Raw genomic sequence first — 23,883 nt, 5'->3', positions numbered from 1 at the left:
TTCCGGTTGATGCGGATAGTTAAGATTTTAAGAAGTTTGGGCCTGACGTCATTGCAGCGCTTTGAGGCTGTTTTGACGTCAAGTTTAGGCAAACTGCGGCTAACGAGGATTAAGACGGAGTAAACGCGCCGATGGCGGCAATTCTGAGGACAAATTAATCCGTCAATCCGTTAAGGCGAATCACGCTTCCCCGATTTCTCAGTTGCTTCATTTGACGGATCGGACAGCGCTTGCGATTGGAGCGGGGTGTTCCGCCCGTTTTGCCACGTTGGATAGCCACTCGAAATGACCGCCTGGCGCTTTGCGATTGACCGCGGAGGGACGTTTACCGACGTCGTTGCTGTCTCGCCTGACGGACGGTTGCTCACCGACAAATTGCTCTCCGAAAACCCCTCGCACTATGCCGATGCGGCGAGCGAGGCGGTGCGGCGGATGATCGCGCGCCACGCGGGTGAGGGGCAGGGGGCGCCGATTGCTGAACTGCGCATTGGCACAACCGTCGCCACGAATGCTCTGCTCGAGCGCAAGGGAGAGCGGCTGGCTCTCGTCATTACGCAGGGGTTTGGCGATGCCTTGCGGATCGGGACACAGGCGCGCCCACATATCTTTGCACGGCACATTAAGTTACCAGAGCAACTGGCTGACAATGTTACAGAAGTAAGTGAAAGAGTTAGTGCTGAGGGTGACGTCTTGACGCCTTTAGATGAAGCGGGCGCGCGCGCATACTTGGAGCAATTGCGCGCCGATGGTTTTGATGCGGTTGCCATTGTCCTGATGCATGGTTGGAAACATTCTAGCCATGAGTCAAAACTTGCTGAAATTGCGAGAGAAATCGGTTTCTCGCAGGTAAGCGTCAGTCATGAAGTGGCCCCGCTTATCAAACTGATCCCTCGCGGTGATACGACAGTTGTCGATGCCTATCTCTCCCCAGTATTGGAGCGCTACACACGCACTTTGCAGGCTGAGCTGCCGCATGCAGAGCGACTGCGCTTCATGCAATCCAATGGCGGCCTTGCTGAGGTGGGGGCATTCCGGGGCAAAGACGCGATCCTCTCTGGCCCGGCTGGCGGCGTGGTGGGCATGGTCGCCGCTTGCGAGCCGCTGGGCTACGACAAGCTGATCGGCTTCGACATGGGCGGGACCAGCACCGACGTCGCACATTATGCAGGCGCCTATGAGCTGACCGGGGATAGCGTGGTGGCAGGCGTAAGGGTGGCTGCGCCCATGATGCAGATCCACACTGTCGCTGCCGGCGGAGGCTCGATCTGCTCCTATGACGGCTCCCGCTTCAGGGTGGGGCCAGAGAGCGCCGGAGCTGATCCAGGTCCAGCCTGTTATCGCAAGGGTGGCCCCCTGACCGTCACCGATTGCAATGTAGCCTTGGGCAGGGTCGACCCGGCCTTCTTCCCAAGCGTCTTTGGCCCTGCAGGCGATCAACCGCTCGATATCGAGGCAGCGCGTGCGGCGTTGCAAGCGGTGGCGGATGCCTTGCCCGAACCCCGTTCGCTTGAGGACATTGCCGAGGGTTTCCTCGCAATTGCGGTCGACAATATGGCCAATGCGATCCGCAAGATCTCCGTGGCGCGTGGGCATGATGTCACCACCTACGCGCTGGCCTGCTTTGGCGGTGCGGGCGGGCAACATGCCTGCAAGGTTGCCGATGAGCTGGGCATGGAGACGGTTCTGATCCATCCGCTCGCTGGCATATTGTCCGCTTACGGAATTGGCCTTTCGCCGATAAAAATAATTCGTGAAGTCAGTGTTCTAAGAGCTTTATCTGAGAGCTTCTCTGAGAAACTGTCTCAGCTTGAGGACGAGGCACGCAATGCGGTGCGCGACCAGAACATTCCAGATCATGACATCACGACCAAAGCGCAGGCGCGGCTAAGGTTTGAAGGCAGCGACAGCGTGCTGCCGATTGCTTGCAGCGACCCGGACACGATGGACGCCGAGTTCCGCACGCTCCACCGTCAGCGCTTCGGTTACACTGATCCCGACGCGGCGATCATTATCGATGCGCTGAGTGTTGAGGCCAATGGATTGTCCGGAGGGCTGGGTTCTGCGCAGCTCGATGTCGCGCCTGTTGCCGGTGCGCCAAGTGGTTCATGGCCGACCTTTGCACGCTCTGCGATGCGGGCTGACGAAGCGGTGACCGGTCCGGCTTTGATCATCGATCCCGGCTCAACGACTGTCGTGGAAGAGGGGTGGCAGGCGCATCTTGCCGCGGACAAGACCGTGGTCCTCACCCGCGCGGTGGCCCGGCCACAAGAGCGAGCCATTGGAACTGAGGTCGATCCCGTCCGGCTCGAGATATTCAACAACCTCTTCATGGCGATTGCTGAGGAAATGGGCGTGGTGCTGCAATCCACTGCAACCTCTGTGAACATCAAGGAGCGGCTCGACTTCTCCTGCGCCTTGTTTGATGCGTCTGGAGCGCTGATCGCCAATGCGCCGCATATTCCGGTCCATCTGGGGTCGATGGGGGACAGCATTGCGCGAGTGATCGAGGCAAGGGGCGTCGATGAAACGGGAAGGGGGCGCGACGGGCGCGGTTTCCAGCGCGGCGATGCCTATGTCCTGAACGATCCCTTTCGCGGTGGGACGCATCTGCCCGACATCACCGTGATTGTGCCGGTGTTCTATGATGAGCGCTCAAAGGAGCCTGACGCCTTTGTTGCTGCTCGCGGGCACCATTCCGACATTGGTGGGATTGCACCCGGATCGATGCCGCCCGACAGCGCGACGATCGAGGAAGAGGGCGTCCTGATCGACAATCTGTTGATGGTCGATAAAGGCACCTTTCGCGAGGCAGAGGTGCGGCGTGTGCTTGGGCAAGCGCGCTATCCCGCTCGCAATCCTGATCGCAACATTTCCGATCTGCGCGCTCAGCTGGCGGCATGCACACGCGGAGCGGAGTTGCTTGTTGGGGCGGCAAAAGCCTCGGGAGCGCCAGTGATCGCCGCCTATATGGGCCATGTCCTCGACAATGCAGAGGAGAGCGTTCGGCGGCTGCTCGACCGGCTGGAACCCGGCGCGTTCTCCTATCCCATGGATAACGGCGCACAGGTGTCGGTCTCCATTCGGATTGATCGGAAGACGCGCTCTGCCGTGTTCGACTTTACCGGCACCAGCGAGCAGCAATCGGGCAACTTCAACGCCCCGCGCTCAATTACCAGAGCCGCGGCGCTTTACGTCCTGCGCACGCTGATCGACGGCGACATCCCGATGAATGATGGCTGCCTGCGCCCTGTAGAGCTGGTTGTGCCTGAAGGCTCAATGCTCAATCCGTTGCCCGGAGCAGCTGTTGTTGCTGGCAATGTCGAGACCAGTCAGGTCGTCACCGATGCCCTGTTTGCAGCGACCGGTCAGCTCGCGCCCTCGCAAGGGACGATGAACAACTTCACCTTTGGGAATGATCGGCACCAATATTACGAAACAATTTGCGGCGGATCGGGGGCAGGTATTGACCACGATGGCACCGATGCCGTGCAGACCCATATGACCAATAGCCGCCTGACCGATCCTGAGATCCTGGAAAGCCGCTTGCCCGTGCGGTTGGATCGGTTTGCGATCCGCAGGGGGTCTGGTGGGCAAGGGCGCCACAGCGGGGGCGATGGAGTGGAACGCGCCATCACCTTTCTGGAGCCGATGCGCGCCAATATGCTCGCCAATCGCCGCTCCGTGGCTCCGTGCGGGCTGAATGGTGCCTCTGATGCGCAGCCAGGGCGCAATTGGGTTGAGCGTGTCGATGGAACCCGTGAAGAGCTGTCTGCGACCAGCTCGGCTGAGATGGAGCGCGGTGACCAATTCGTGATCCAGACCCCCGGTGGCGGCGGGTTTGGGGGCGAATTTGGGAAGGCCGCAAGTGATGGAGCGGACGAATGAGCGTTGAACTGACCGAGGAAGTTGCGGGGCGCTTTGCCCGAATTGCGCTCGGCCATGTGGCGCGCGAATATCCCAACAAGCTTGACCACGTGATGGCGAGTGATGCTGATGCGCGCACGCCGCGTGATCTGCACCCTGCCTTCTTTGGCAGCTTCGACTGGCACTCCTGCGTCCATTCATGGTGGATGCTGCTGACGCTGCGGCGCTTGTTCCCCGCCATGCCGGAAGCGGTAGAGATCGACGCCTTGGCCCAAACCACTCTGACGCGCACGAAGCTTGCGGTTGAGCTGACCTACGCGCAGCGGCCAGAGTCCAGCGGGTTTGAGCGGCCTTACGGCTGGGCGTGGCTTATGGCCTTACACCACGAAGCGGAACGGCACAGCGATCGTGATTGGGGAGCGGCCTTGCGCCCGCTCGCAGAATTCCTTGCGGAGAGCCTGTCCAAATATCTGAATATAATGACGTATCCGATCACGGTTGGTACTCATTACAACACCGCCTTTGCCTTGCTGCTTTCAAGGGAATGGGCTGAGCTATACGACCCGGAACTTTTGATATCATGTGATAAGTTTTCCGCTGAACATACTGTAAAAAAATCAAATTACTCAGGTTGGGAGCCGGGCGGAGACGAGTTTCTCTCGCCGGTGCTGACATCCGCTCTGCTGGCGTCGCGCACCCTTCCGCCCGAGCAATTCGCACCGTGGTTTGATAGCCTCGTGATCGCCAATGGTTGGCTTGAGCGGGAATGTCATCCTGTCACGGTCTCTGACCGCAGTGATGGCAAGATTGCGCATCTCGATGGGCTCAATCTGAGCCGTGCCTGGTGCCTGTGGGGTATTGAGCGAGCGCTTGGCGACACAGCGCCAAGGCTGCTTGGCGAACGCGCGCAGCTCCACTTTGACGCCGCACAGTCACATGTGATGGGGGACTATATGGGCGAGCACTGGCTCGCAACTTTCGCGCTGCTTGCCCTTCTGGAACGTAAACGATTGTAAACTCTTGGCGCGGGTAATCCCTGCTCAAGACCGCTTAGACGCTTCTAACCCTGTCTGACCTGTCGGTAAAAAACGCCCGGTTTCCGTAACGTTAGCGCCTAATCCGCTGGTCAGCTGAGTGGCTAAATTAACCCTAACTCTGCTGTGAGATGAACTTGTAAACCCACGTAAAACCGCGGGTTTCCGGTCGTTTGCTAACAGCTTGATAACCATTCTCCAGTATCCGCCCTAGGTATGGATACGCAGACTTTCATTCGACCGATCTTGGCCACGAGCTTTGTGGCTTTGGTAACGCTTTCGTCCCCGGCAGCCGCTGAGGGCGTGAGTGCAGGCACACTCATCGAGAACACAGCGACCGCCACGTATGACGATGGCGAGGGCACGCAGACGGTGGACTCCAACACGGTCACCTTGCGCGTTGACGAGCTACTCGACGTGACAGTGTCCTCGCTCGACAGCGGCGCTATCGGCGCTGAGCCTGGCGAAGCAGTGCTGACTTTTGAGGTCACGAACACCGGCAACGGCCCGGAAGCTTTCGAGCTGACGGCAAACCCCGTCGTCACGGGTAACGATTTCGATACGACCATCACCGCGATCTTCATCGACACCAACGGCAATGGCGTGTTCGACCCCGGCGTCGACACGGAGCTGACCGATCCTGAGACCACGCCAGAGCTCGCAGCCGATGAAGCCATTACGGTCTTCGTTGTCGTCGAAGTTCCCGCAGGCGTGACCGATGGTCAGGCGAGTGACGTTGAACTGACAGCCGAAGCGGTCACAGGTACTGGCGCTCCGGGCACGACATTTGCTGGCCAAGGCGTTGATGGCAGCGATGCCATCGTCGGCGCTACCGGCGCGGACGACAACGCGATTGGCTCGCTGATAGTGGGGATCACCACGGTCAACCTGACCAAAGCCGTGAGCGTCACCGACCCGTTCGGCGGCACCAGCGCGGTCCCAGGCTCAATCGCGACCTTCACACTCACCGCGACCGTTTCGGGCAGCGGCTCTGTCAGCGACCTGATCGTCACCGACGGCATTCCAGATGACACGACCTACGTCCCCGGCTCGCTCACCCTCGATAGCGGCGCGCTCACTGATGCGAGCGGCGACGATGCGGGCGAGGCGTCTGATGCAAGCGGCATCAGCGTTGACCTCGGCACCGTTGCTGGCGGCGTCGTCCATTCCATCACTTTTGACGTCACGATCGATTGATCTGAATTCACCCTCAAAGGACCAAACCCATGAAACCCTTTGTTAAAATTGTCGCACCCTTGCTCTTTATCGCTGGCGCAGCTCTGCCCGCGACCGCAGCGGTTCAGGCCCAAGCGCCTGTAACCCTGGACGGTGACGTGATGGCGGTCGAAACCTCCATGGACGATGCCGGCAACGAAACCACCAAGCTGGTTGAGCCTTCGGTCATCGTGCCGGGCGACCGTCTGATTTTCGGCACCTCCTACGCCAACAATGGCGATGAGCCGGCTGAGAACTTCGTCGTCACCAACGAAGTGCACTCCGCTGTTCGTCTTGCCGGCGACGCTGATCCTGAGCTGATTGTCTCCGTCGATGGCGGCGAGACGTTCGGCCTGCTCGCATCGCTCACCGTCACAGGGGAGGACGGAAGCGAACGCGCCGCCACCCACGACGATGTCACTCACATTCGCTGGACGCTGGCCCGGATTGAACCGGGTGAGAGCGGCCGGGTCGAGTATCCGGCGATAATTCGCTGATCACCAAATCCAAGAAATCTTCCGTTTTTCAAACGGATGGTAGCCGCCAAGTCCTGTGGGCGGTTTTCAAGACACGGGGCACACGCAGAGGACCACTCAAATGAGAAAGAGTAGCCAATTGCTGGGAGCGGTGAGCGCGGTAGCGCTTGTTGCCATGTCCAGCACTCCGGCGCTGGCGGTAGGAACGACCGCGGGCTCGGATATTACCAACAACGTCTCCGTCACCTTCGAGGTTGGCGGCGAGACTCAAACGCCTGTGACTGACACTGACACGTTCACGGTTGACCGCCGTATCGACGTCAACGTCAACTTTACCGGCACCAGCCCGGAAAGCGTCTCTCCGGGTCAGGACCAGGCGGTTCTGGCTTTTGACGTGACCAACCTGTCGAACGACGTGGTCGATCTTGACCTTTCGACCGTTCTGACCGGTGGTACAGTTGCTAACATCGACAACATTGAGATCTATCTCGATGCTGACGGTGACGGCGTTCTGGACGCAGCTGAACTGGCCGCTGGCCCGATCACCTTCCTTGACGAAGTCGCAGCCGATGACGGCACCGGCACTGAGACCATTTCGGTCTTGGTCGTTGCTGACATTTCGACCGACGCTGTCAATGATGACACATTCGACATCGTTCTCGTCGCTGATGCGCATGAAGATGGCGGCGTGGGTGTTCTCGGTGCAGAGATCACTGCCACTGCTGGCGCAAACACCGCTGGCGTGGACACTGTCCTTGCTGACGGCAATGGCGGCACCGGTGAAGAAGGTGACAATGGCGGCGATTTCTCTGACCAAGGTCAGTTCGAAGTCGGCGGCGCGATCATCAGCGTCGTCAAGTCGAGCAGCATCATCTCCGATCCGGTCAACGGCACAACCGATCCCAAGGCAATCCCGGGCGCTGTTATCGAATACTGCATTGCAGTGTCGAACGCAGCAGACGCGGCGACAGCTACCGCTGTCAACGTGGCCGATGACCTGCCTGCGGATGTGACCTTCACTGCGAATGACTTCGGCATCTTTGTCGATGGCACCGCGACGATCGACACTTCGGGCGCAACTCCGGTCGCGACCTGCTCGGGTGGTTCGGATGGTGAGGGCACCACGGCAACCTTCTCCGCTGGTGGCGGAACGGGTGGCCTCGACCTCATCTCGGGAACGCTCAGCGACATCCCGGCGAGCACAACGCGCTCGCTCTATTTCCGCGTCACGATCAACTAAGATCGTAACAAGGAACTAGGCTTTGCGTGTAGCCCCCTCTCTCACGAGACGCTTGGCAGCAGCACTATTGCTAGTGCTGCTGCCATTCGGCGTGTCTGGAGAGGGGGCCAACGCTCAAACGAATAACGCTTCGACCAATGATCCGGTGATCGCGACGATCACCAACATCGCCGAAGCGTCCTGGCAGAATTCGGGCCGTCAGTTTGATACGGTTTCGAATGAGGTGACATTTGATGTCATTGCGCCGCCTCCAGAAATCCGCACATTCCGTCCCGCTATTACGGGCGGCGTGACCTTCGATTATCGCGCACCACTTTGTGAGGCGGTAGGACAAGGCACGCAAGGTGGCGGTGGGGCGCCCACTGCTGTCGAGCTTACTCCGCTCGATAGCCTTATTGAGCGCTCCAGCATCGTTCGCGCTGGCCAGACCGTCGTTTTCGAAGTTATCGCCGCTCAGGCCAATCTCGATCCGAATGCGCAGGATGAACTAACCATAACGGTTACAACCTCCACCGGAGATACCGAAACTCAGACGATTTACGAGACAGGCGTCGATACAGGCGTCTTTATCGGCCAGTTTGACACGGTGCGCATGCCGCCCGCGCCTGTTTCCGGCGATTGTCGGCTTAGCATTGTCGACGGATCAACGATCACGATCACTGCCGTGGACGCAGATGGCTTGACCACTATCGTTCAGGCGAGTGTTGACGTCCTCGCTGATCCCTTTGGTGTCGTTTTTGACAGCGAAACGGGTGAGCCGGTCGATGGAGCGGTCGTCACGCTGATCGATGTGAACACGGGGCAGCCTGCAACGGTCTTTGCCGAGGATGGCGTAACCTCTTGGCCTTCAACGGTTATTTCGGGCCAATCTATCACCGACGGAGCTGGGAATGTTACCACGATGGGACCGGGCGAGTTCTGGTTCCCGCTGACGTTCCTGGGCACTTACAGGCTTCAGATTGAGCCACCAGATCCCTATTCCGCACCATCAGTCGTGAGCCGCGAGAACTTGGCGCGCCTGACTGCTCCCGATGGCAGCGGATTTATCATTCTAGACGCCTCATTTGGCGATCCATTTGTGCTGGATGATCCCACGCCCGTGCAAGTCGACATCCCGCTCGACCGGCCGAGCCTCGACATTGGCCTCGTCAAGACTGCATCGCGCGATCGAGCGCAGCCCGGAGACGTAGTTTTCTACGCAATTACAGCGAGTAACGATGACCCCTCGCGTCCCAAACGCGATGTTGTTCTGACCGATACGCCGTCCAGCTCGCTGCGTTTGCGGCCTGATACGATCCGCGTGGATGGGGTCGAAGATCCCGATGCGGTCAACATCAGCCCTGATGGCCGCGTGATCGAAATTTCGCTTGGCGACATCGCCGGGGGAGCCTCTCGCCGCGTGACTTACGCGATGAGCGTGCGCCCCAATGCTTCGCCAGGCAGAGCGTTTAATGACGCACAAATCATTGATTCGCTTGAACGAACAGCGCGAGCAAGCGCTGCTGTCGATATTGAGCGTGAGACTATCGCAGACCGCATGACGATCATTGGCCGCGTGACCGCTGGCCCATGCTCGCTCGACGATCCGCGTCGCGGCATTCCCGGCGTGCGTGTTGTGCTTCAGGACGGCAGCTTCGCCATCACCGACGCTGATGGTCGCTATCACTTCGAAGGCGTTGTGCCCGGCACTCACGTCGTGGCTGTCGCGCAAATGACCCTGCCGGAGGGCGCGCGCCTCGTCGATTGCCACCGCGATACGCGCAGCGCTGGCAGTGCATCTTCGCGCTTCGTGATCGGGCAGGGCGGCAGCCTGCTGGTCGCCGATTTCCACGCTGTCGTGCCCGAAGGCGCGCTTGAACTGGCGGCTCCCTTCGCTGAGACCCGGCCAGAGGGCGCAGGTGCCCTCGCTGTCGACGCAATCGCTCGCGGAGGGGAGCTTGGCGAGGGTGCCGCCGTCAACGCTCAGCGCTTGACCGAAAGCGGCGTGCTTGAAAGCACTGCTCGCGCTGCCGAAGAGGCCGATCAGCCCGCTGAGCAATCCTACGCTCCCAACACTGATTGGATTGCGCTGGGTGACGGTGAGGACGGCTTCCTCTCACCTGGCGTCTCTGCCAACCCGCGTGCTCCCTCCATTCGCGTCGCGATCCGTCACCGCCGTGGTCAGAACATCGTTCTGCGTGTCAATGGAGAGGAAGTGAGCGGCCTCAATTTCGACGGAACGCTCACGCCTTCGCAGGGCCGTTTCGCGGTCAGCACATGGCGCGGTATCGTGCTCCAGAACGAGCGCACTGTGCTCGAAGCAGACGTGATCAACTCCTTTGGCGGCGTGTCCAAGACCTTCACTCGCGAAGTGTTCTTCACCACCACGCCGACCCGCGTTGAGCTGGTGCCGGAGATGTCGAACCTGATCGCCGATGGCCGCACGCGTCCTGTCGTTGCGATCCGCGTGCTCGACCGCAATGACCGCCCGCTGCGCGCTGGTGTGTCTGGCAATTTCACGCTCAACGCACCGTATGAGAGCGCTGAGCAGCTTGACCGCCAGCAGCTGAACCAGCTGACGGGTTTCGCCCCGACTTCGGCCCGCTGGGTTGTTGAAGGCACCGATGGGATTGCGCGGATCGAACTCGCCCCGACCATGGTCAGCGGCTCGCTGCGCCTCGATTTCGACTTCAATGACGGCGAGTTGGTGCGCGAGCAGCAGCTGGAAGCCTGGATTGAGCCGGGTGATATCGAATGGACCATCGTGGGTCTCGCCGAAGGCACCGCCGGTGCTCGCTCGGTTGCCGACAACATGCAGCGCACGGGCCGCTTTGAGAGCGACCTTGGCGATGATGCGCGCGTCGCGCTCTATGCCAAGGGCCGGGTGCTGGGCCGCTATCTGCTGACGCTGGCCTATGACAGCGCCAAGCAGGAGGACGACCAACGTCTGCTCGGAACGATTGACCCGCAGGCTTACTACACCGTGTTCGGTGACGGCTCTGCGCGCCGCTTCGACGCCGCCAGCCGCGAAAATCTCTATGTCCGGATCGAAACTGCGAGTTTCTACGCGCTCTACGGCGACTTTGAGACGGCGATGGATCAGACCCGCCTTGCCCGCTACAACCGCACCGCGACAGGCCTTCGCGCAGAGGCTCGCATCGGCCAGTTCAAGGCGAGCGGGTTTGCAGCGGAAGTCTCTTCGCGACTGCAACGTGATGAGATCCAAGGGCAGGGCATCTCTGGCCCCTATCAACTCGGCAATCGCAACATTCTGGCGAACAGCGAGCGTGTCACCATCGAAGTGCGCGACCGTTTCCGTTCGGAGCAGATTGTCGAGACCACGACGCTGACGCGCTTCATCGATTACGACATCGACCTGTTCACAGGCACGATTACCTTCACGCGTCCGGTCCTGAGCCGCGATGAGTTCCTCAACCCGCAATTCATCGTGGTCGAGTACGAAACCGACGGCTTTGGCGAGGGCGAGCTGAATGTTGGTCTGCGGACCGACTGGACCAGCGGCGATGGCCGTATCCGCATCGGCGCCAACGCAATCACAGATAAGGGCGAAGGCGCACGCACCGACATTGGCTCGCTCGACCTGCGCGCCCGCATCGGCGACAGCACAGAGGTTCGCGGTGAGTTTGCGCTGAGCCGCAGCGAGGGCGAAGTAGCCGCTGGCTGGATTGCAGAAGTGCAGCACCAGACCGGCGCGCTCGACATCCTCGCCTATGCCCGCCAGCTCGACAACGATTACGGCATCGGTCAGCAGAACGGGGCTGAGCTGGGTCGCCGCAAGTTCGGCGTCGATGGCCGCGTATTCCTGACCGACAATCTGAGCGTCGTTGGTAGCGTGTGGCAAGATGACAGCCTGGTAGACAGCGCGCGTCGCCGTGCGGCTCAAGCACAAGCGAACCTGACGCGCCAGAACACCGATCTGCGCTTTGGGCTGTCGCACTTTAACGACCGTTTGAGCGATGGCACGACCAACACTTCGACTGTGCTGGAGGCTGGCATCACGCAGCGTCTTGCTGACAACAAGCTTGAGCTTTCGGCGGCGAGTGCGATTGCGCTGGATGAGGCGGAGAGCATTGATCTGCCTGCGCGCCACCGCTTTGGCGTCCGCTATGCGATCACTCAGAGCGTGCGTTTGGTGGGCACTTATGAGATCGCCGATGGCGAAAACTTCAATTCGCGTCAGCTGCGCGGTGGGATTGAGGCGAACCCGTGGCAGGGTGGTCAGATCATTACGTCGCTTGGCCAAGAGACGATTGGTGAATTCGGCAATCGCACCTTCGCCGCTTTCGGCCTTGCTCAGACGCTGCAGGTTTCGCCTGAGTTCACGCTGGATGCGACGCTTGATGGCAACCGCACCCTGAATGGCGGACCTGATATAACCGATCTGGTTAACCCGCTCCAGCCTGCCGCTTCAGGTGGCCAGCTGACCGGCAACCAACAGTTCGAGGACTTCACCGCAGCCACAATCGGCGCTGCCTGGCGCAAAGATCGCTGGAGCCTCACCGCCCGCGGCGAATATCGCGATGGCGAGCAAGCCGACCGCATAGGCGCAACCTTTGGCGCGATCCGTCAGCTGGGCGAGGGCAGCATTGTCGGCTCTGGCGCAACCTGGACCCGCGCCGAGGATGAGACCGGCCCGACGGTCGAGATTTTCGACGCTTCCATCGCTTTTGCGCATCGCCCGGATCACTCTGAGGTCGCGATGCTGGGCAAGCTGGAGTATCGCTCCGACGCTGTTACCGGCGGGATCGCTGGAGAAGCCGCTGGCGCAGGGCGCAGCGCGCTGATCGTTGATGGCGATGCGGTGTCGCGCCGTCTGGTCGCAAGCCTCTCCACCAATTGGAGCCCGCGCGGCTGGGACGAGGACGAGTTTGGCATCGACCAACAGACCCGCCGCGACGAATACACTCTGTTTGTCGGCGCGCGCTATAACTTTGATGAGTTTGAAGGCACCGAATTCTCCGGCACGACTGTGCTGGCAGGCGCGGACGCACGCATCGGCATCGGCGACCGTTTCGAAATCGGCGCAAGCGGCACCGTGCGCGCCAACCTTGAAGACAATGTGACCAGCTTCTCTTACGGTCCGACCATCGGCTTTGTCCCGGCAGATGGCATGCTGCTGACCGTAGGCTACAACATCGAAGGCTTCCGAGACGGTGACTTCTCAGCCGCACGCAACACTGACAAGGGCGTCTTTGCGGCGGTGCGCTTCAAGTTCGACACCGATACGTTCAGCTTCCTGGGGCTGGGCCGATGAGCGTGAATTTCTCGCCAGATCACAACAGGGTAAACGCGCTGTTTACCATGTCGCCTTATGGGAATGGCATGACCAGTCGCGCTCTACTGGCTTTCCGCAGCCTGTCCCTTTTCGCCTTGTTTGCAGCCGTTGTGTTGCTGGCAATGCCGCAAACGGCGCGCGCGCAAACCGCGACGGTCGATTGGGCCAACGCTGGGGCGGCGAGCCAAGGTTCTTTGCCTTCACCCACGACTGTCACAGCGTCTGATGGCACTACGGCAACGGTTGAGTTCACGACGCAAACCTCGGGATCGGGCGCATTCAATCCAGCCTTCGCGCCAACCTTTGTAAGCTTTTTCAGCGGAACGATTGGTGCATCGCCGTCACCACTTTTTAGTGGCTTCAATAACGCATCGTTCGATCCTGGTGATCGAGTGATAATTACCATCACTCTGAGCCGCGCGGTTACAAGCTTTGAAGTCGCGCTCAGCGATGTCGATACCGGTAACTTCCGCGATGCAGTGGAGGTTTACTACGACGATGACACAAGCGGCGCATTCACGAATGCGGCCGACAACACCGCATTCTGGACAACGATCAACACTGTCGCTCGCACCAATGATGCTGTGCTGAATGGTTGGACGGGAACATCGCCATCGGCCACTGCGTCGACCGACGCCAACATCCAGTTCGACTTTGGCACGCAAGAAGTTCAGCGCATCCAGATCGTGTATTTCAGCTATTCGGGGACTGGTGATCCGGGAGACCAGTTCATGGGAATCTCGGACCTGAGCTTTGACCTGCCCAGCGCGGATCTGTCGCTGGACAAGCAATTGCTGGGATCTGCCCCTTCGACCGGCAACTTTGCCACGTGGCGTCTGACTGTGACCAACAATTCGGCGTCTCAGGTGACGGCGAACAGCATTGTCGTGCGCGACACTTTGCCGGCTGGTTTTGTGTTCGACAGCGCAACCGGCACGGGCAGCTTTGCCTCTGCAACGGGCGATTGGACTGTTGGTTCGCTGGCACCCGGAGCAAGCGCATCAATCGACATCGCTGGCGAGATAACGGCGAGTGCGGGCACGGTCATAACCAACAGCGCTGAGATCACTTCAAGCTCCGCACCTGATCCGGACTCGACACCCAACAATGCGGTCCAAAGCGAGGATGACTTTGCGAGCAACAGCTTTACCGTCGCGAACACGCCGACAGGCAGCACGCCACCGGTTTTGCCTTGCCCGGTGGGAGAGACTGTTTTTGACTGGGATGTTGTCAGCTGGACTGCAGGAAGCCTCAACAACACCTATCCACTCAGCACCTTTGGCGACATCAACTTCTCCATCGTGAGCAATGCCAACTTCGTCGCTCGGTTTGGTGGGGATATCCCGCTGCTGACTTCCGCGATTTCGGGTGGATTGTCTCCAGCAGAACTGGGTCTTGCCTTCAACCAGAACAACTCGAACACAAGTCAGCAGGCCGTCACCACCGTTACTCTGCCGCGCGTGTTTACCGGTGCGCAATTCTCTGTCTTCGACATCGACCGTTCGGGCACATTCCAGGATCGAGTCACCGTATTTGGCGAGTTGGACGGTGTGCGCGTTAACGCAATTCTGACGGCGGGTTCGGCCAACACAATCGATGGGCCTTCGCTCATTGGCAGCACGGGTGCGGGGGACACAACCGCCAATGGTACGGGCGTATTCACTTTCCTCGATCCGATTGACACGATCGTCATCGAGTATGGCAACGGACCTGGGGCACCTTCCAATCCGTCAAACCAAAGCATTGCGATCCACGACTTCAGCTTCTGCACACCAGCAGAACCCAATATCTCAGTCAGCAAGGTCAGCACGATCATCTCCGATCCGGTAAACGGGACGAGCAGCCCCAAAGCCATCCCCGGCGCGACCGTCGAGTACCTCATAACGGTTACCAACACCGGCCTTGGCGCGACCGATCCGGGCACGGTGGAGGTTTGGGATGATGCGCCCGCCGACGTGAAGATGTGCCTCATGGCACGCAGCGGTGGTCCGGTGATCTTCTCTGATCCGGGGAACAATTCTGGCCTGACCTATTCCTATGGCGGAGCGGGCAGTGTTGCGGGCGACTTGCAAGTGGGGACCGATGATCTTGAGTTTTCAAGCAGCAATGGTCTGAACTTCAACTATCAGCCCGCAGATGAAGGCGATGGCTGTGATGGCAACATCACTGATTTCCGCGTCACGCCTAGCGGTGCGCTGGAAGCGGGCGGCAATTTTACGCTGACCGTGCGGTTCGAGATCCGCTAAGTATCACTGCGAAGTTCGTGTTGCAGTGCAGCACAATGAGTTGACCGCCTGATTGCAGCCTCTATGCATGGTGAAGATGCATCAGGGGCCGCCGACAGACCAACCGCCAAGAACTCGCCGCGATGCTGGCTGAGGGACCGGTTGCGCTGTTTCTCGATTTTGATGGAACGCTGGTTGAGCTTGCCTCGGGTCCCGATGCGATCGTGCCTAGGACTGATCTGGCGCAGCGGCTGGAGGCGCTTTCGAGCCGCCTTGGCGGGGCCTGCGCCATCGTGAGTGGCCGTGCGATCAGCGATATTGAGGGGCATATCGGCCCGCTCGCTATCGCAGCTGCCGGCTCGCATGGGTCGGACATCCGCAGCGCTGGGGGAGAGGCATTGGGCGATGGCCCACAGGTGCTTCCTTCCTCGATTGAGCAGGCATTGCGCGAATACGCTGAGCTGGAAGCGCTCGATTACGAGCACAAGCCGCATGGCGGGGCGCTGCACTTCCGCAAGTCGCCCGACGATGGCCCGAAGGCGATGGCCTTCGCTAGGACCCTTGCAATTGAGCACGGCTGGGAGGTCCAGACCGGCAAGTGCGTGGTCGAACTGGTCGCACCCGACGCCAGCAAAGGCAGCGCGGTGGAGGCTTTTATGGCGACGCCTCCTTTTGCAGGTGCGCGTCCGGTCTTCATCGGCGATGACATTACCGACGAGGCCGGTTTCACGGCCTGCAATGCGGCAGGCGGGGCGGGCATACTGGTCGGCGATCCGCGCATCAGCGCTGCGCAATTCATCCTCCCCGATGTCACATCGGTTCACACCTGGCTGGAGCTTTAGGACCCTTGGCACACGCACCTAGTTCAAATGGCCCAAACCTCGAACTCTGGCCGATTGGCAATTGTCAGGTCTCTGGCCTGATCGACGATACCGGAGCGCTCGTCTGGGGCTGTGTCCCGCGTGTTGACGGCGATCCGGTGTTCTCCGCTTTGCTCAACGGTGATCAGCGCGATGCGGGTATTTGGCGGTTTGAGCTGGAAGGGCAGACCAAGGCGCATCAACGCTACATCCGCAACACGCCGCATCTGCTGACGACACTGGAGGCCAAGGACGGCAGCGCGATTGAAATCCTCGATTTCTGCCCCCGGTTTGAGCGTTCTGGCCGGATGTATCGCCCGGTTGCCTATGTTCGCATTGTGCGCCCGATCAGCGGCACGCCGCGCATCAAAGTGGTGCTCAACCCGACCAAGAATTATGGCGCAGGCGTCGCCGATACGACCCACGGGACCAACCACATCCGCTTTCTTACGGGCGCGACAGCCTTGCGCCTTTCCACCGATGCACCGGTCGGCTACATTCAGGAAGGACGCACCTTCCGGGTCGAGAGTGACACGCATTTCTTCCTTGGCCCGGATGAGCCCTTTGTCGGAAACTTGCGCGAACAACTTCGTTCCATGGAGCAATCGACGCGCAAATATTGGCAGAATTGGGTGCGGATGCTGGCTGTGCCGCTGGAGTGGCAGGAGGAGGTCATCCGCTGCGCCATCACTCTGAAACTGTGCCAGCATGAAGAGACTGGCGCGATTGTGGCTGCGCTTACCACTTCGATCCCCGAAGCTGCGCATTCGGAGCGCAATTGGGACTATCGTTACTGCTGGATCAGGGACTCCTATTACACGGTGCAGGCGCTGAACCGTCTTGGCGCGCTGGATGTGATGGAGAAATACCTCGGCTATCTGCGCAACATCGTTGACGGTGCGCGGGGAGGGCAGATTCAGCCGCTCTATTCGGTGATGGGCGAAAGTGAGCTGGATGAAACCACCGCCAGTTACCTTGCCGGATATCGCGGGATGGGGCCGGTGCGGCGCGGCAATGCGGCTTACAAGCAGATCCAGCACGACTGCTATGGCCAGATTGTGCTGCCGAGCGCGCAAGGCTTCTTCGACACGCGGCTCCTTCGTCCTGCGACCGAGCATGATTTCGAGAACCTCGAACAAGTTGGCAAGATGGCTTGGGCGATGCATGACCAGCCCGATGCAGGGCTGTGGGAGTTCCGCACCCGGCAAGAGGTCCACACTTACTCCGCCGTGATGAGCTGGGCTGCCTGCGACCGTCTTGCCAATGTCGCCGCCCACATCGGGAAGGAGACCCGTGCGAAAGTCTGGCGTGAGCGGGCCGACACCATCGCGCAGGCTATTGAGGACAATGCCTGGAAGGAAAACGGGGAAGGCGGTCACTACGGCGCGAGCTACGAAAGCGACTATCTCGACGCGAGCCTCCTGCAAATGGTCGAACTGCGCTTCCTCTCACCCGATAACGAACGCTTCCAACAGACCTTCGCAGCGGTCGAGAAGCATCTGAGGCGCGGCGACCACATGCTGCGCTATGCCGCCGAGGACGATTTTGGCGCTCCGGAGACCGCCTTTAACGTGTGCACCTTCTGGTTGATCGAAGCCTTGCATCTGGCGGGCCGCGACGACGAAGCGCGCACTCTGTTCCAAACCATGCTAAGCCATATGACCAAGTCGGGCTTGCTGAGCGAAGACCTCGATTATGAGACTGGCGAGTTGTGGGGCAATTTCCCGCAGACCTATTCGCTGGTGGGGGTCATCAACTGCGCTGGCCTTTTGTCCAAACCGTGGAGTGAAGTGCGATAAGCCGTCTCGTCGTCATCTCGAACCGGGTCGCCGTGCCCAAAGCGCGCGGCGTTGCCGGTGCGCAAGGCGGATTGGCGGGCGCCCTCAATGCAGCGTTGAAGGACCGGGGCGGCGTGTGGTTCGGCTGGTCGGGGCAGGAGAGCGACGACCGTTCCGGCAATATGGACTTGCAGCGCAATGATGGCGTGACCACAGCGACCATCGACTTGTCCACCCGCGAGCTCGACGAATATTACAACGGCTATGCGAACTCGACCCTGTGGCCTCTGTTCCATTACCGCATCGACTTGGCGCGCTTCGAAAACAAGACGGGCGAGAGTTACGAGCGGGTCAATGACCGCTTTGCGACAAGCGTCATGCCGCTGGTTGAGGGTGAAGACCTGATCTGGGTGCATGATTATCACCTCATCCCCTTGGGCGAGCGGTTGCGCAGTCGAGGGGTAAAGAACCGCATCGGCTTCTTCCTCCACACGCCATGGCCACCGACGCGGCTGCTGACGTCGCTGCCGTTCCATGAGCGGCTGGTGAGGACCATGCTGTCCTATGACCTGATCGGGTTCCAGACCGCAGAGTGGCTCTCCAGCTTTGTCCATTATTGTGAGAATGAGCTGGGGGCCAAAGTCGATCACGACACCGGCCAGATTACTCATGAAGGCCGCACCACGATTGCCCGCGCTTATCCGATCGGGATTGACTGGAAGCACTTCCAGACGCTGGGCGAAAGTGACGAGGCGAAGGCGGCGGAAGAACGCTCTCTCGCCTCGATCCGGGGGCGCACGGGGATGATTGGGGTGGACCGGCTCGACTATTCCAAGGGTCTGCCAGAACGGATCGACGGGATCGGGCGCTTTTTTGACCAGTCGCCCGAACGCACCCGCGACCTCGTCTTCATCCAGATCGCTCCGCCCAGCCGCGAGGATGTGGAGAGCTACCAGCAAATCCGCGAATTGCTTGAGCAGAAAACCGGCCAGATCAACGGCGCGAGAAGCGAGGTGGACATTGTTCCCATCCGCTATGTGAACCGCGGCTATAGCCATGCAGAGCTCTACGGCTTCTTCCGCGCGGCCAAGATTGGTCTGGTGACGCCTTTGCGCGACGGCATGAACCTTGTCGCGAAGGAGTATGTCGCCGCCCAAGACCCAGAGGATCCCGGCGTACTGATCCTGTCAGACTTTGCCGGGGCCGCGCAGCAATTGGGCGCGGACGGGGAAGGGGCGTTGCTGGTCAATCCGCACAGCCCTGACTTGCTTGCGATGGCAATTGAGAAGGCGCTCGACATGCCGCTTGAAGAGCGCAAGAGCCGCTATCAAGCGATGCTGGCGACTGTGCGCGATGAGGATGTCCATAATTGGACGAAGAGCTTTTGCAGCGACCTTGCCGCTGAATAAGGGCTCGACTGCCCGTTTAGACCATGCGGCGCGGCTTATGCTCGTCAACATGCCAGCCTGAGCTTTTCGCAAGATAGGTCTGCAAGTCGGTGTGCTGGGGGTGATCTTCGCGCTGGGCGAGGACCTTTTGCACGACGCTCATCATACGGCGGGGATCGAAGGGTTTGCGGATATACTCATTCGCGCCCGCATAGATCGCATTGGCCTCATCCTGCGCACCGTTCATTGCTGTGAACATGACCACCGGCAGATCATAAAAGGTCGGCGATTGGCGCAGTTTGCGCAGCAGGGTGATGCCGGTCATCCCTGGCATATCCTGATCGAGCAGCAACAGGTCGGGCCTGCGCGTTTGCAGCAGATCCCAGCATGCCTCTCCGCTTGTGACCCAGCCGCAAGCATGGCCTGCATCAATCAGGGATTGCGACGCCAGCTCGGCGATCAAATCATCGTCATCGGCAATCAGAATACGCGCCATGGAATTGCACTCGTGCAGTTGATCAGGAGAGCAGGGTTTAGCGCGCATTCTACCAAATGCGTCTTGGTAAGCGCCCTCGCACCACCACCTAAGGGGTTTTGCGCAGGGGAGCGCTGCGATGCGCGTTCTGTGGTTGCTCCCGCCCTCTCGCACTGCCACTGAATGCACCCATGATTCGAGCCAGCGACACCGATCCGTTCCTCCCTACTGAGGGTATTCACAACCTGCGTGACTATGGCGGATATTCCGCCGCCGATGGAGCGCGGGTGAAGACGGGTCTGCTGTATCGTTCTGGCCAGCATATGGAGGCGAGCGAAGAGGATCTGGACCTTATCCAGACCCTCAATATCCGCACCATCATCGACTTTCGCGGGGAGAGTGAGCGGACCAGCTTTCCCTGTCGCCGCCACTCCGATTTTGCAGCTGACGTCATCGCCTATGATGGCGAGACCACCAGCTCACCTCCTCACGAAGGGGGCTGGGACAAGGAGGATATGACGGCCGAGAAGGCGTTCAACCGCATGATCGCCGTCTACACTCGCATGCCAGTCAACCCCGCGATGATCGACATGTTCTCGCGCTATTTTGAGGCGTTGGAAACCCGCGATGGCGGCAGCCTGATCCACTGCTTTGCAGGCAAGGATCGCACGGGCGTTGCGGCCAGCCTGCTGCTCCACATCCTCGGCGCGCATAAGGATGACGTGATCACAGAGTTCCTGCGCACCAATGATGCGCCCACGCAGCACATCCTCGAACGCCAGTCGCTCCCGCGCATGGAAGCGCATTACGACGTCATCGAACCTGAGGCGATCCGCAACCTGATGGGCGTCCATCCCGAATACCTCGAAACCTACTTTGCGCAAGTTACGCGCGACTACGGATCGGTCGATGCCTTCCTCGCGCAAAGATTAGGTGTGGATGAGACAAGGAAAGCTCGCCTGCGAGACCGCTTGCTGGCGTGACAAGCGCGCCTTCGCTCCCCATATCGGTGCGCAACGAAGAGTGAACCTTAAAGAGACAACACTATGGCTACCCACCACACCAAGATGCTCATCATCGGCTCCGGCCCCGCCGGCTACTCCGCCGCTATCTATGCCGCGCGCGCCATGCTGGAGCCGATCGTGGTTCAAGGCCTGCAACCCGGCGGCCAGCTGACCATCACCACCGATGTCGAGAATTATCCCGGCTACCGCGAAGTGGTGCAGGGGCCGTGGCTGATGGAAGAGATGAAGGCGCAGGCTGAGCATGTCGGCACGCGCATGATGTGGGACACGATTGTCTCGGTCGATCTGGAAAGCGGCCCTCCCTACAAAGCCATTGGCGATAGCGGCGATGAATATATCGGTGAGACGGTGGTGATCTGCACCGGCGCACAGGCCAAATGGCTGGGCGTTCCGGGTGAGGAAGCGCTGGGCGGCAAGGGCGTTTCTGCCTGCGCGACCTGCGACGGCTTCTTCTACCGCGGCAAGAAGGTCGCGGTTATCGGCGGCGGCAACACCGCGGTTGAAGAGGCGCTCTACCTCACCAACCATTCCGACGACGTGACCCTGATCCACCGCCGCGATGAATTGCGCAGCGAGAAGATCCTTGCTGAGCGACTGTTCAAGAACCCCAAGATCAACGTCCAGTGGAACAAGACGGTTGAGAGTTTTGAAGCGGGTGGAAACGGCACTTTGTCGCACCTCGTCCTCAAAGACACGCAGACCGGAGAGACCTCCACTCTAGAAGTGGACGGGGCCTTCGTCGCCATCGGCCACGCGCCTGCGACCGAGCTGTTCAAGGGCAAGCTTGCCATGGACGAAAGTGGCTATCTCGACGTCGAACCCGGCACGCCCAAGACCGCGCTTCCCGGTGTGTTCGCCGCTGGCGACGTGACCGACCATGTCTATCGTCAGGCGGTCACCGCTGCCGGTATGGGCTGCATGGCGGCGCTCGACGGAGAGCGCTTCCTTGCTGCGCAGGAAGACGCGGTAGAGGCGGAAGTGGAAGCGGCTGAGTAGACCTCAGCCGCCTACAAACTCTCAGGCAAATACCAGTAGAGCAGCCCGCGCGATCAACACGATCAGCACAACGCTCGACAGCGCGAACAATACGAACCGCACCATCACCCGGTTGGCGGTCACTTGGACTAGGCTGTGCGCGATGCGCAGGCCGACATATATCCATGCGAGGAACGCATTGGGGCCATCGCCCGCACCCAAGATCGCAAGGATGATCGCGACCGCATAAAACAGGGTCGGCGCTTCGTGCAGGTGGTTGTAATTGTCCGCCTTCCAGCTGACTTTCTCAGGCAACTGCGCGCGTAAAGAGGCACCGGTTGTGCCCACCAGCCCCTTTGCGTCCATCTGCGCTTTCTGCATCGCCGGGATACGGGTTGCGTACATCCACGCCCAGATGATCATCGTCCAGATCATCAGCGCGATGGTCGGTTGCAGGATTTCCATACCAATCATGGTTTGAGCCTCTTCTTTATGCCGGGGCGAGCGATGGGTCGGCGAACACGGTCGCCAGCACTGCCCGCACCGCCAGAATGACCAGCACAATTGTGCTTGCCAAGAACAGCGTGATGCGAACGGGGAGCTTGTTGATGAGGATCTGCCACAGCGAGTGGATGACCCTCAGGCCGACATAGATCCATGCCAGCAACACATCGAGACCGGTGCCGCCCACTATCGCCAGCATGATCACGACCGCGTAAAACAGCGTCGGTTGTTCGTGCAAATGGGTGTGATTGTGCGCTGGCCAGTTGGCCTTGTCCGGAATGACCCCTTCAAGATCGCTTCCTCGCACGCCCAGCTTGCCAAGGTTCGACTTGTCTTTGACCTTTGCCAGGCTGCCAAAGCGCGGCGGGATAATCCAGAACAGGACGATAAGCGTCCACACCACCAACACGGCAGCAGGCGCGAGCATTTGAGCTTGCATCAGGTGATCCCCTCTCTTGTGGCGGTTTTCCTGCGAGAGCGTCGGTCGATTGTCAAATGCAACCGGTTTGGAGGCTGTAGAGAAGCCCGCTAGGCGCCGTTTTCGATGGCCCGCTCGCCAATCGTTTCAGCATAGGCAGCCGGATCGGCATTACCTCCGGTGAGCAGGATCACGGTGCCTTCATCCACCGGCACCTTACCGCTAAGCGCCGCTGCCAAAGCCGCCGCGCCGCCCGGCTCGATCACCATCCGCAAATTCGCATAGGCCCAGCGTTGCGCGGTCCGCACTTCATCATCGGTCACGGTGACGCCCGGTTCGGCGCGCCCTTTCAGGATGTCGAGGTTGAGCTGTTTGGTAGCTGTGGGCTGGAGCGCGTCGCAGATCGTCTCGGGCGCATCAGGTGCGGCCTCAACGATTGCGCCAGCAGCAAGCGCTTGTCCGACCATGTCCCACCCTTCCGGCTCGACCACATGCACGGCCGCATCGGGGCAGGCGAGGGATAGGCCTGCCGCAAGTCCCCCTCCGCCGCAGCAAGCGATGAAGCGGGAGGGTGTGTGTCCCAGCTGTTGTTCAGCTTCGATCCCGGATGAGCCTTGCCCTTCGATCACCCACGGGTCGCCAAAGGCATGGACCAGCGTCCCGCCATTCTCCGCGATCAGCTTGGCAGCGACGGCATCGCGGTCCTCTCCCGGTCTATCATAGAGCACCACTTCCGCGCCCAACGCCCGCGTGTTCGCAAGCTTCACCTCCGGCGCGTTGCGGGGCATGACGATGGTGGCCTTGATCCCGAGCTTCCTCGCAGCCCAAGCCACTCCTTGCGCGTGATTGCCGGAGGAGACCGCGACGACGCCGCCAGTGCGCTCCGCCTCCGAAAGAGAAGACAGACGCCACCAGCCGCCCCTGATCTTGAACGCGCCGATAGGTTGCAGGTTCTCTGCCTTCACATGGGCTTTCACCCCGCCAATCTCCACGGGCAGAAGCGGGGTAGGGGGTAGGATCGCAGCGATGCTTTCTGCTGCGGCGCGCACGCCTTTATGCGAAGGTTCTCGGATCATTTGTCCCCCTTAGCGCATTCCTCTAGTGAGCGCGCAATATACGAATCTGGAAAGG

Annotated in this window: 16 protein-coding genes; 12 read left to right on the top strand and 4 right to left on the bottom strand. The window is 60.2% G+C overall.

Annotated elements, in window-relative coordinates:
• Positions 1-285: 285 nt before the first annotated feature.
• The 10 genes from AC0V6X_RS07305 (at position 286) to AC0V6X_RS07260 (ending at position 19,376) form a co-directional block, all read left to right on the top strand.
• Entirely contained in the window at positions 286-3,885 is a 3,600-nt protein-coding gene (locus AC0V6X_RS07305; RefSeq protein ID WP_486183916.1) for a hydantoinase B/oxoprolinase family protein, read from the top strand.
• On the top strand, positions 3,882-4,880 hold the full coding sequence (locus tag AC0V6X_RS07300; RefSeq protein WP_486183915.1) for a DUF2891 domain-containing protein: 999 nt from the start codon (positions 3,882-3,884) through the stop codon (positions 4,878-4,880). The genes AC0V6X_RS07305 and AC0V6X_RS07300 overlap by 4 nt, the downstream gene beginning before the upstream one ends.
• Positions 4,881-5,114: 234 nt before the next feature.
• Positions 5,115-6,095, top strand: coding sequence for a hypothetical protein (locus AC0V6X_RS07295; protein ID WP_486183914.1), 981 nt, complete (start codon positions 5,115-5,117; stop codon positions 6,093-6,095).
• A 29-nt stretch (positions 6,096-6,124) separates the two neighbouring features.
• Positions 6,125-6,610, top strand: a complete 486-nt coding sequence (locus tag AC0V6X_RS07290) for a hypothetical protein (RefSeq protein ID WP_486183913.1) — start codon at positions 6,125-6,127, stop codon at positions 6,608-6,610.
• 100 nt (positions 6,611-6,710) lie between these two features.
• Entirely contained in the window at positions 6,711-7,829 is a 1,119-nt protein-coding gene (locus AC0V6X_RS07285) for a hypothetical protein (protein ID WP_486183912.1), read from the top strand.
• A 52-nt stretch (positions 7,830-7,881) separates the two neighbouring features.
• Entirely contained in the window at positions 7,882-13,083 is a 5,202-nt protein-coding gene (locus AC0V6X_RS07280) for a hypothetical protein (RefSeq protein WP_486183911.1), read from the top strand.
• A gap of 68 nt (positions 13,084-13,151) precedes the next feature.
• Complete coding sequence (locus AC0V6X_RS07275) at positions 13,152-15,350, top strand: DUF11 domain-containing protein (RefSeq protein ID WP_486183910.1); 2,199 nt, start codon at positions 13,152-13,154, stop codon at positions 15,348-15,350.
• 122 nt (positions 15,351-15,472) lie between these two features.
• Positions 15,473-16,171: a trehalose-phosphatase gene (otsB, locus tag AC0V6X_RS07270; protein ID WP_486183909.1), complete on the top strand. Its 699-nt coding sequence runs from the start codon at positions 15,473-15,475 to the stop codon at positions 16,169-16,171.
• A 5-nt stretch (positions 16,172-16,176) separates the two neighbouring features.
• Positions 16,177-17,988 (top strand): glycoside hydrolase family 15 protein, encoded by a 1,812-nt coding sequence (locus AC0V6X_RS07265; RefSeq protein ID WP_486183908.1) that lies wholly within the window; start codon positions 16,177-16,179, stop codon positions 17,986-17,988.
• 71 nt (positions 17,989-18,059) lie between these two features.
• Entirely contained in the window at positions 18,060-19,376 is a 1,317-nt protein-coding gene (locus tag AC0V6X_RS07260; RefSeq protein WP_486183907.1) for an alpha,alpha-trehalose-phosphate synthase (UDP-forming), read from the top strand.
• A 16-nt stretch (positions 19,377-19,392) separates the two neighbouring features.
• Here the strand turns inward: AC0V6X_RS07260 and AC0V6X_RS07255 are convergent, their stop codons facing one another.
• Positions 19,393-19,851 carry a response regulator gene (locus AC0V6X_RS07255; protein ID WP_486183906.1) on the bottom strand — a complete coding sequence of 153 codons (459 nt, stop codon included), beginning with the start codon at positions 19,849-19,851 and terminating at the stop codon, positions 19,393-19,395.
• A gap of 170 nt (positions 19,852-20,021) precedes the next feature.
• Between AC0V6X_RS07255 and AC0V6X_RS07250 the strand changes: the two genes are divergently transcribed.
• Positions 20,022-20,813 (top strand): tyrosine-protein phosphatase, encoded by a 792-nt coding sequence (locus AC0V6X_RS07250; RefSeq protein ID WP_486183905.1) that lies wholly within the window; start codon positions 20,022-20,024, stop codon positions 20,811-20,813.
• 63 nt (positions 20,814-20,876) lie between these two features.
• Positions 20,877-21,851, top strand: coding sequence for a thioredoxin-disulfide reductase (gene trxB, locus AC0V6X_RS07245; RefSeq protein ID WP_486183904.1), 975 nt, complete (start codon positions 20,877-20,879; stop codon positions 21,849-21,851).
• A 21-nt stretch (positions 21,852-21,872) separates the two neighbouring features.
• Here trxB and AC0V6X_RS07240 read toward each other — a convergent pair whose 3' ends face one another.
• The 3 genes from AC0V6X_RS07240 to AC0V6X_RS07230 all read right to left on the bottom strand — a co-directional run bounded on the left by AC0V6X_RS07240 (position 21,873) and on the right by AC0V6X_RS07230 (position 23,828).
• A complete protein-coding gene (locus AC0V6X_RS07240; protein ID WP_486183903.1) occupies positions 21,873-22,304 on the bottom strand; it encodes an MAPEG family protein in 432 nt (143 codons plus the stop codon).
• A 16-nt stretch (positions 22,305-22,320) separates the two neighbouring features.
• The gene (locus tag AC0V6X_RS07235; protein WP_486183902.1) at positions 22,321-22,773 is read right to left on the bottom strand and encodes an MAPEG family protein; all 453 of its coding nucleotides are present in this window, start codon (positions 22,771-22,773) and stop codon (positions 22,321-22,323) included.
• A gap of 89 nt (positions 22,774-22,862) precedes the next feature.
• Positions 22,863-23,828: a threonine ammonia-lyase gene (locus AC0V6X_RS07230; RefSeq protein ID WP_486183901.1), complete on the bottom strand. Its 966-nt coding sequence runs from the start codon at positions 23,826-23,828 to the stop codon at positions 22,863-22,865.
• Positions 23,829-23,883: the final 55 nt, after the last annotated feature.

Source organism: Erythrobacter sp. S267 (genome assembly GCF_057365045.1).
The sequence above is the reverse complement of the archived record's forward strand: the minus strand, read 5'-3'. Positions and strand labels throughout refer to the sequence as shown.

Bases quoted from the DNA above. Each gene is read 5' to 3' on its own strand.
- AC0V6X_RS07295 (WP_486183914.1), top strand. From the start codon at position 5,115: ATGGATACGCAGACTTTCATTCGACCGATCTTGGCCACGAGCTTTGTG.
- AC0V6X_RS07275 (WP_486183910.1), top strand. From the start codon at position 13,152: ATGACCAGTCGCGCTCTACTGGCTTTCCGCAGCCTGTCCCTTTTCGCC.
- AC0V6X_RS07300 (WP_486183915.1), top strand. From the start codon at position 3,882: ATGAGCGTTGAACTGACCGAGGAAGTTGCGGGGCGCTTTGCCCGAATT.
- AC0V6X_RS07240 (WP_486183903.1), bottom strand. From the start codon at position 22,304: ATGATTGGTATGGAAATCCTGCAACCGACCATCGCGCTGATGATCTGG.
- AC0V6X_RS07305 (WP_486183916.1), top strand. From the start codon at position 286: ATGACCGCCTGGCGCTTTGCGATTGACCGCGGAGGGACGTTTACCGAC.
- trxB (WP_486183904.1), top strand. From the start codon at position 20,877: ATGGCTACCCACCACACCAAGATGCTCATCATCGGCTCCGGCCCCGCC.
- AC0V6X_RS07285 (WP_486183912.1), top strand. From the start codon at position 6,711: ATGAGAAAGAGTAGCCAATTGCTGGGAGCGGTGAGCGCGGTAGCGCTT.
- AC0V6X_RS07290 (WP_486183913.1), top strand. From the start codon at position 6,125: ATGAAACCCTTTGTTAAAATTGTCGCACCCTTGCTCTTTATCGCTGGC.
- AC0V6X_RS07250 (WP_486183905.1), top strand. From the start codon at position 20,022: ATGATTCGAGCCAGCGACACCGATCCGTTCCTCCCTACTGAGGGTATT.
- AC0V6X_RS07235 (WP_486183902.1), bottom strand. From the start codon at position 22,773: ATGCAAGCTCAAATGCTCGCGCCTGCTGCCGTGTTGGTGGTGTGGACG.
- AC0V6X_RS07255 (WP_486183906.1), bottom strand. From the start codon at position 19,851: ATGGCGCGTATTCTGATTGCCGATGACGATGATTTGATCGCCGAGCTG.
- otsB (WP_486183909.1), top strand. From the start codon at position 15,473: ATGCTGGCTGAGGGACCGGTTGCGCTGTTTCTCGATTTTGATGGAACG.
- AC0V6X_RS07230 (WP_486183901.1), bottom strand. From the start codon at position 23,828: ATGATCCGAGAACCTTCGCATAAAGGCGTGCGCGCCGCAGCAGAAAGC.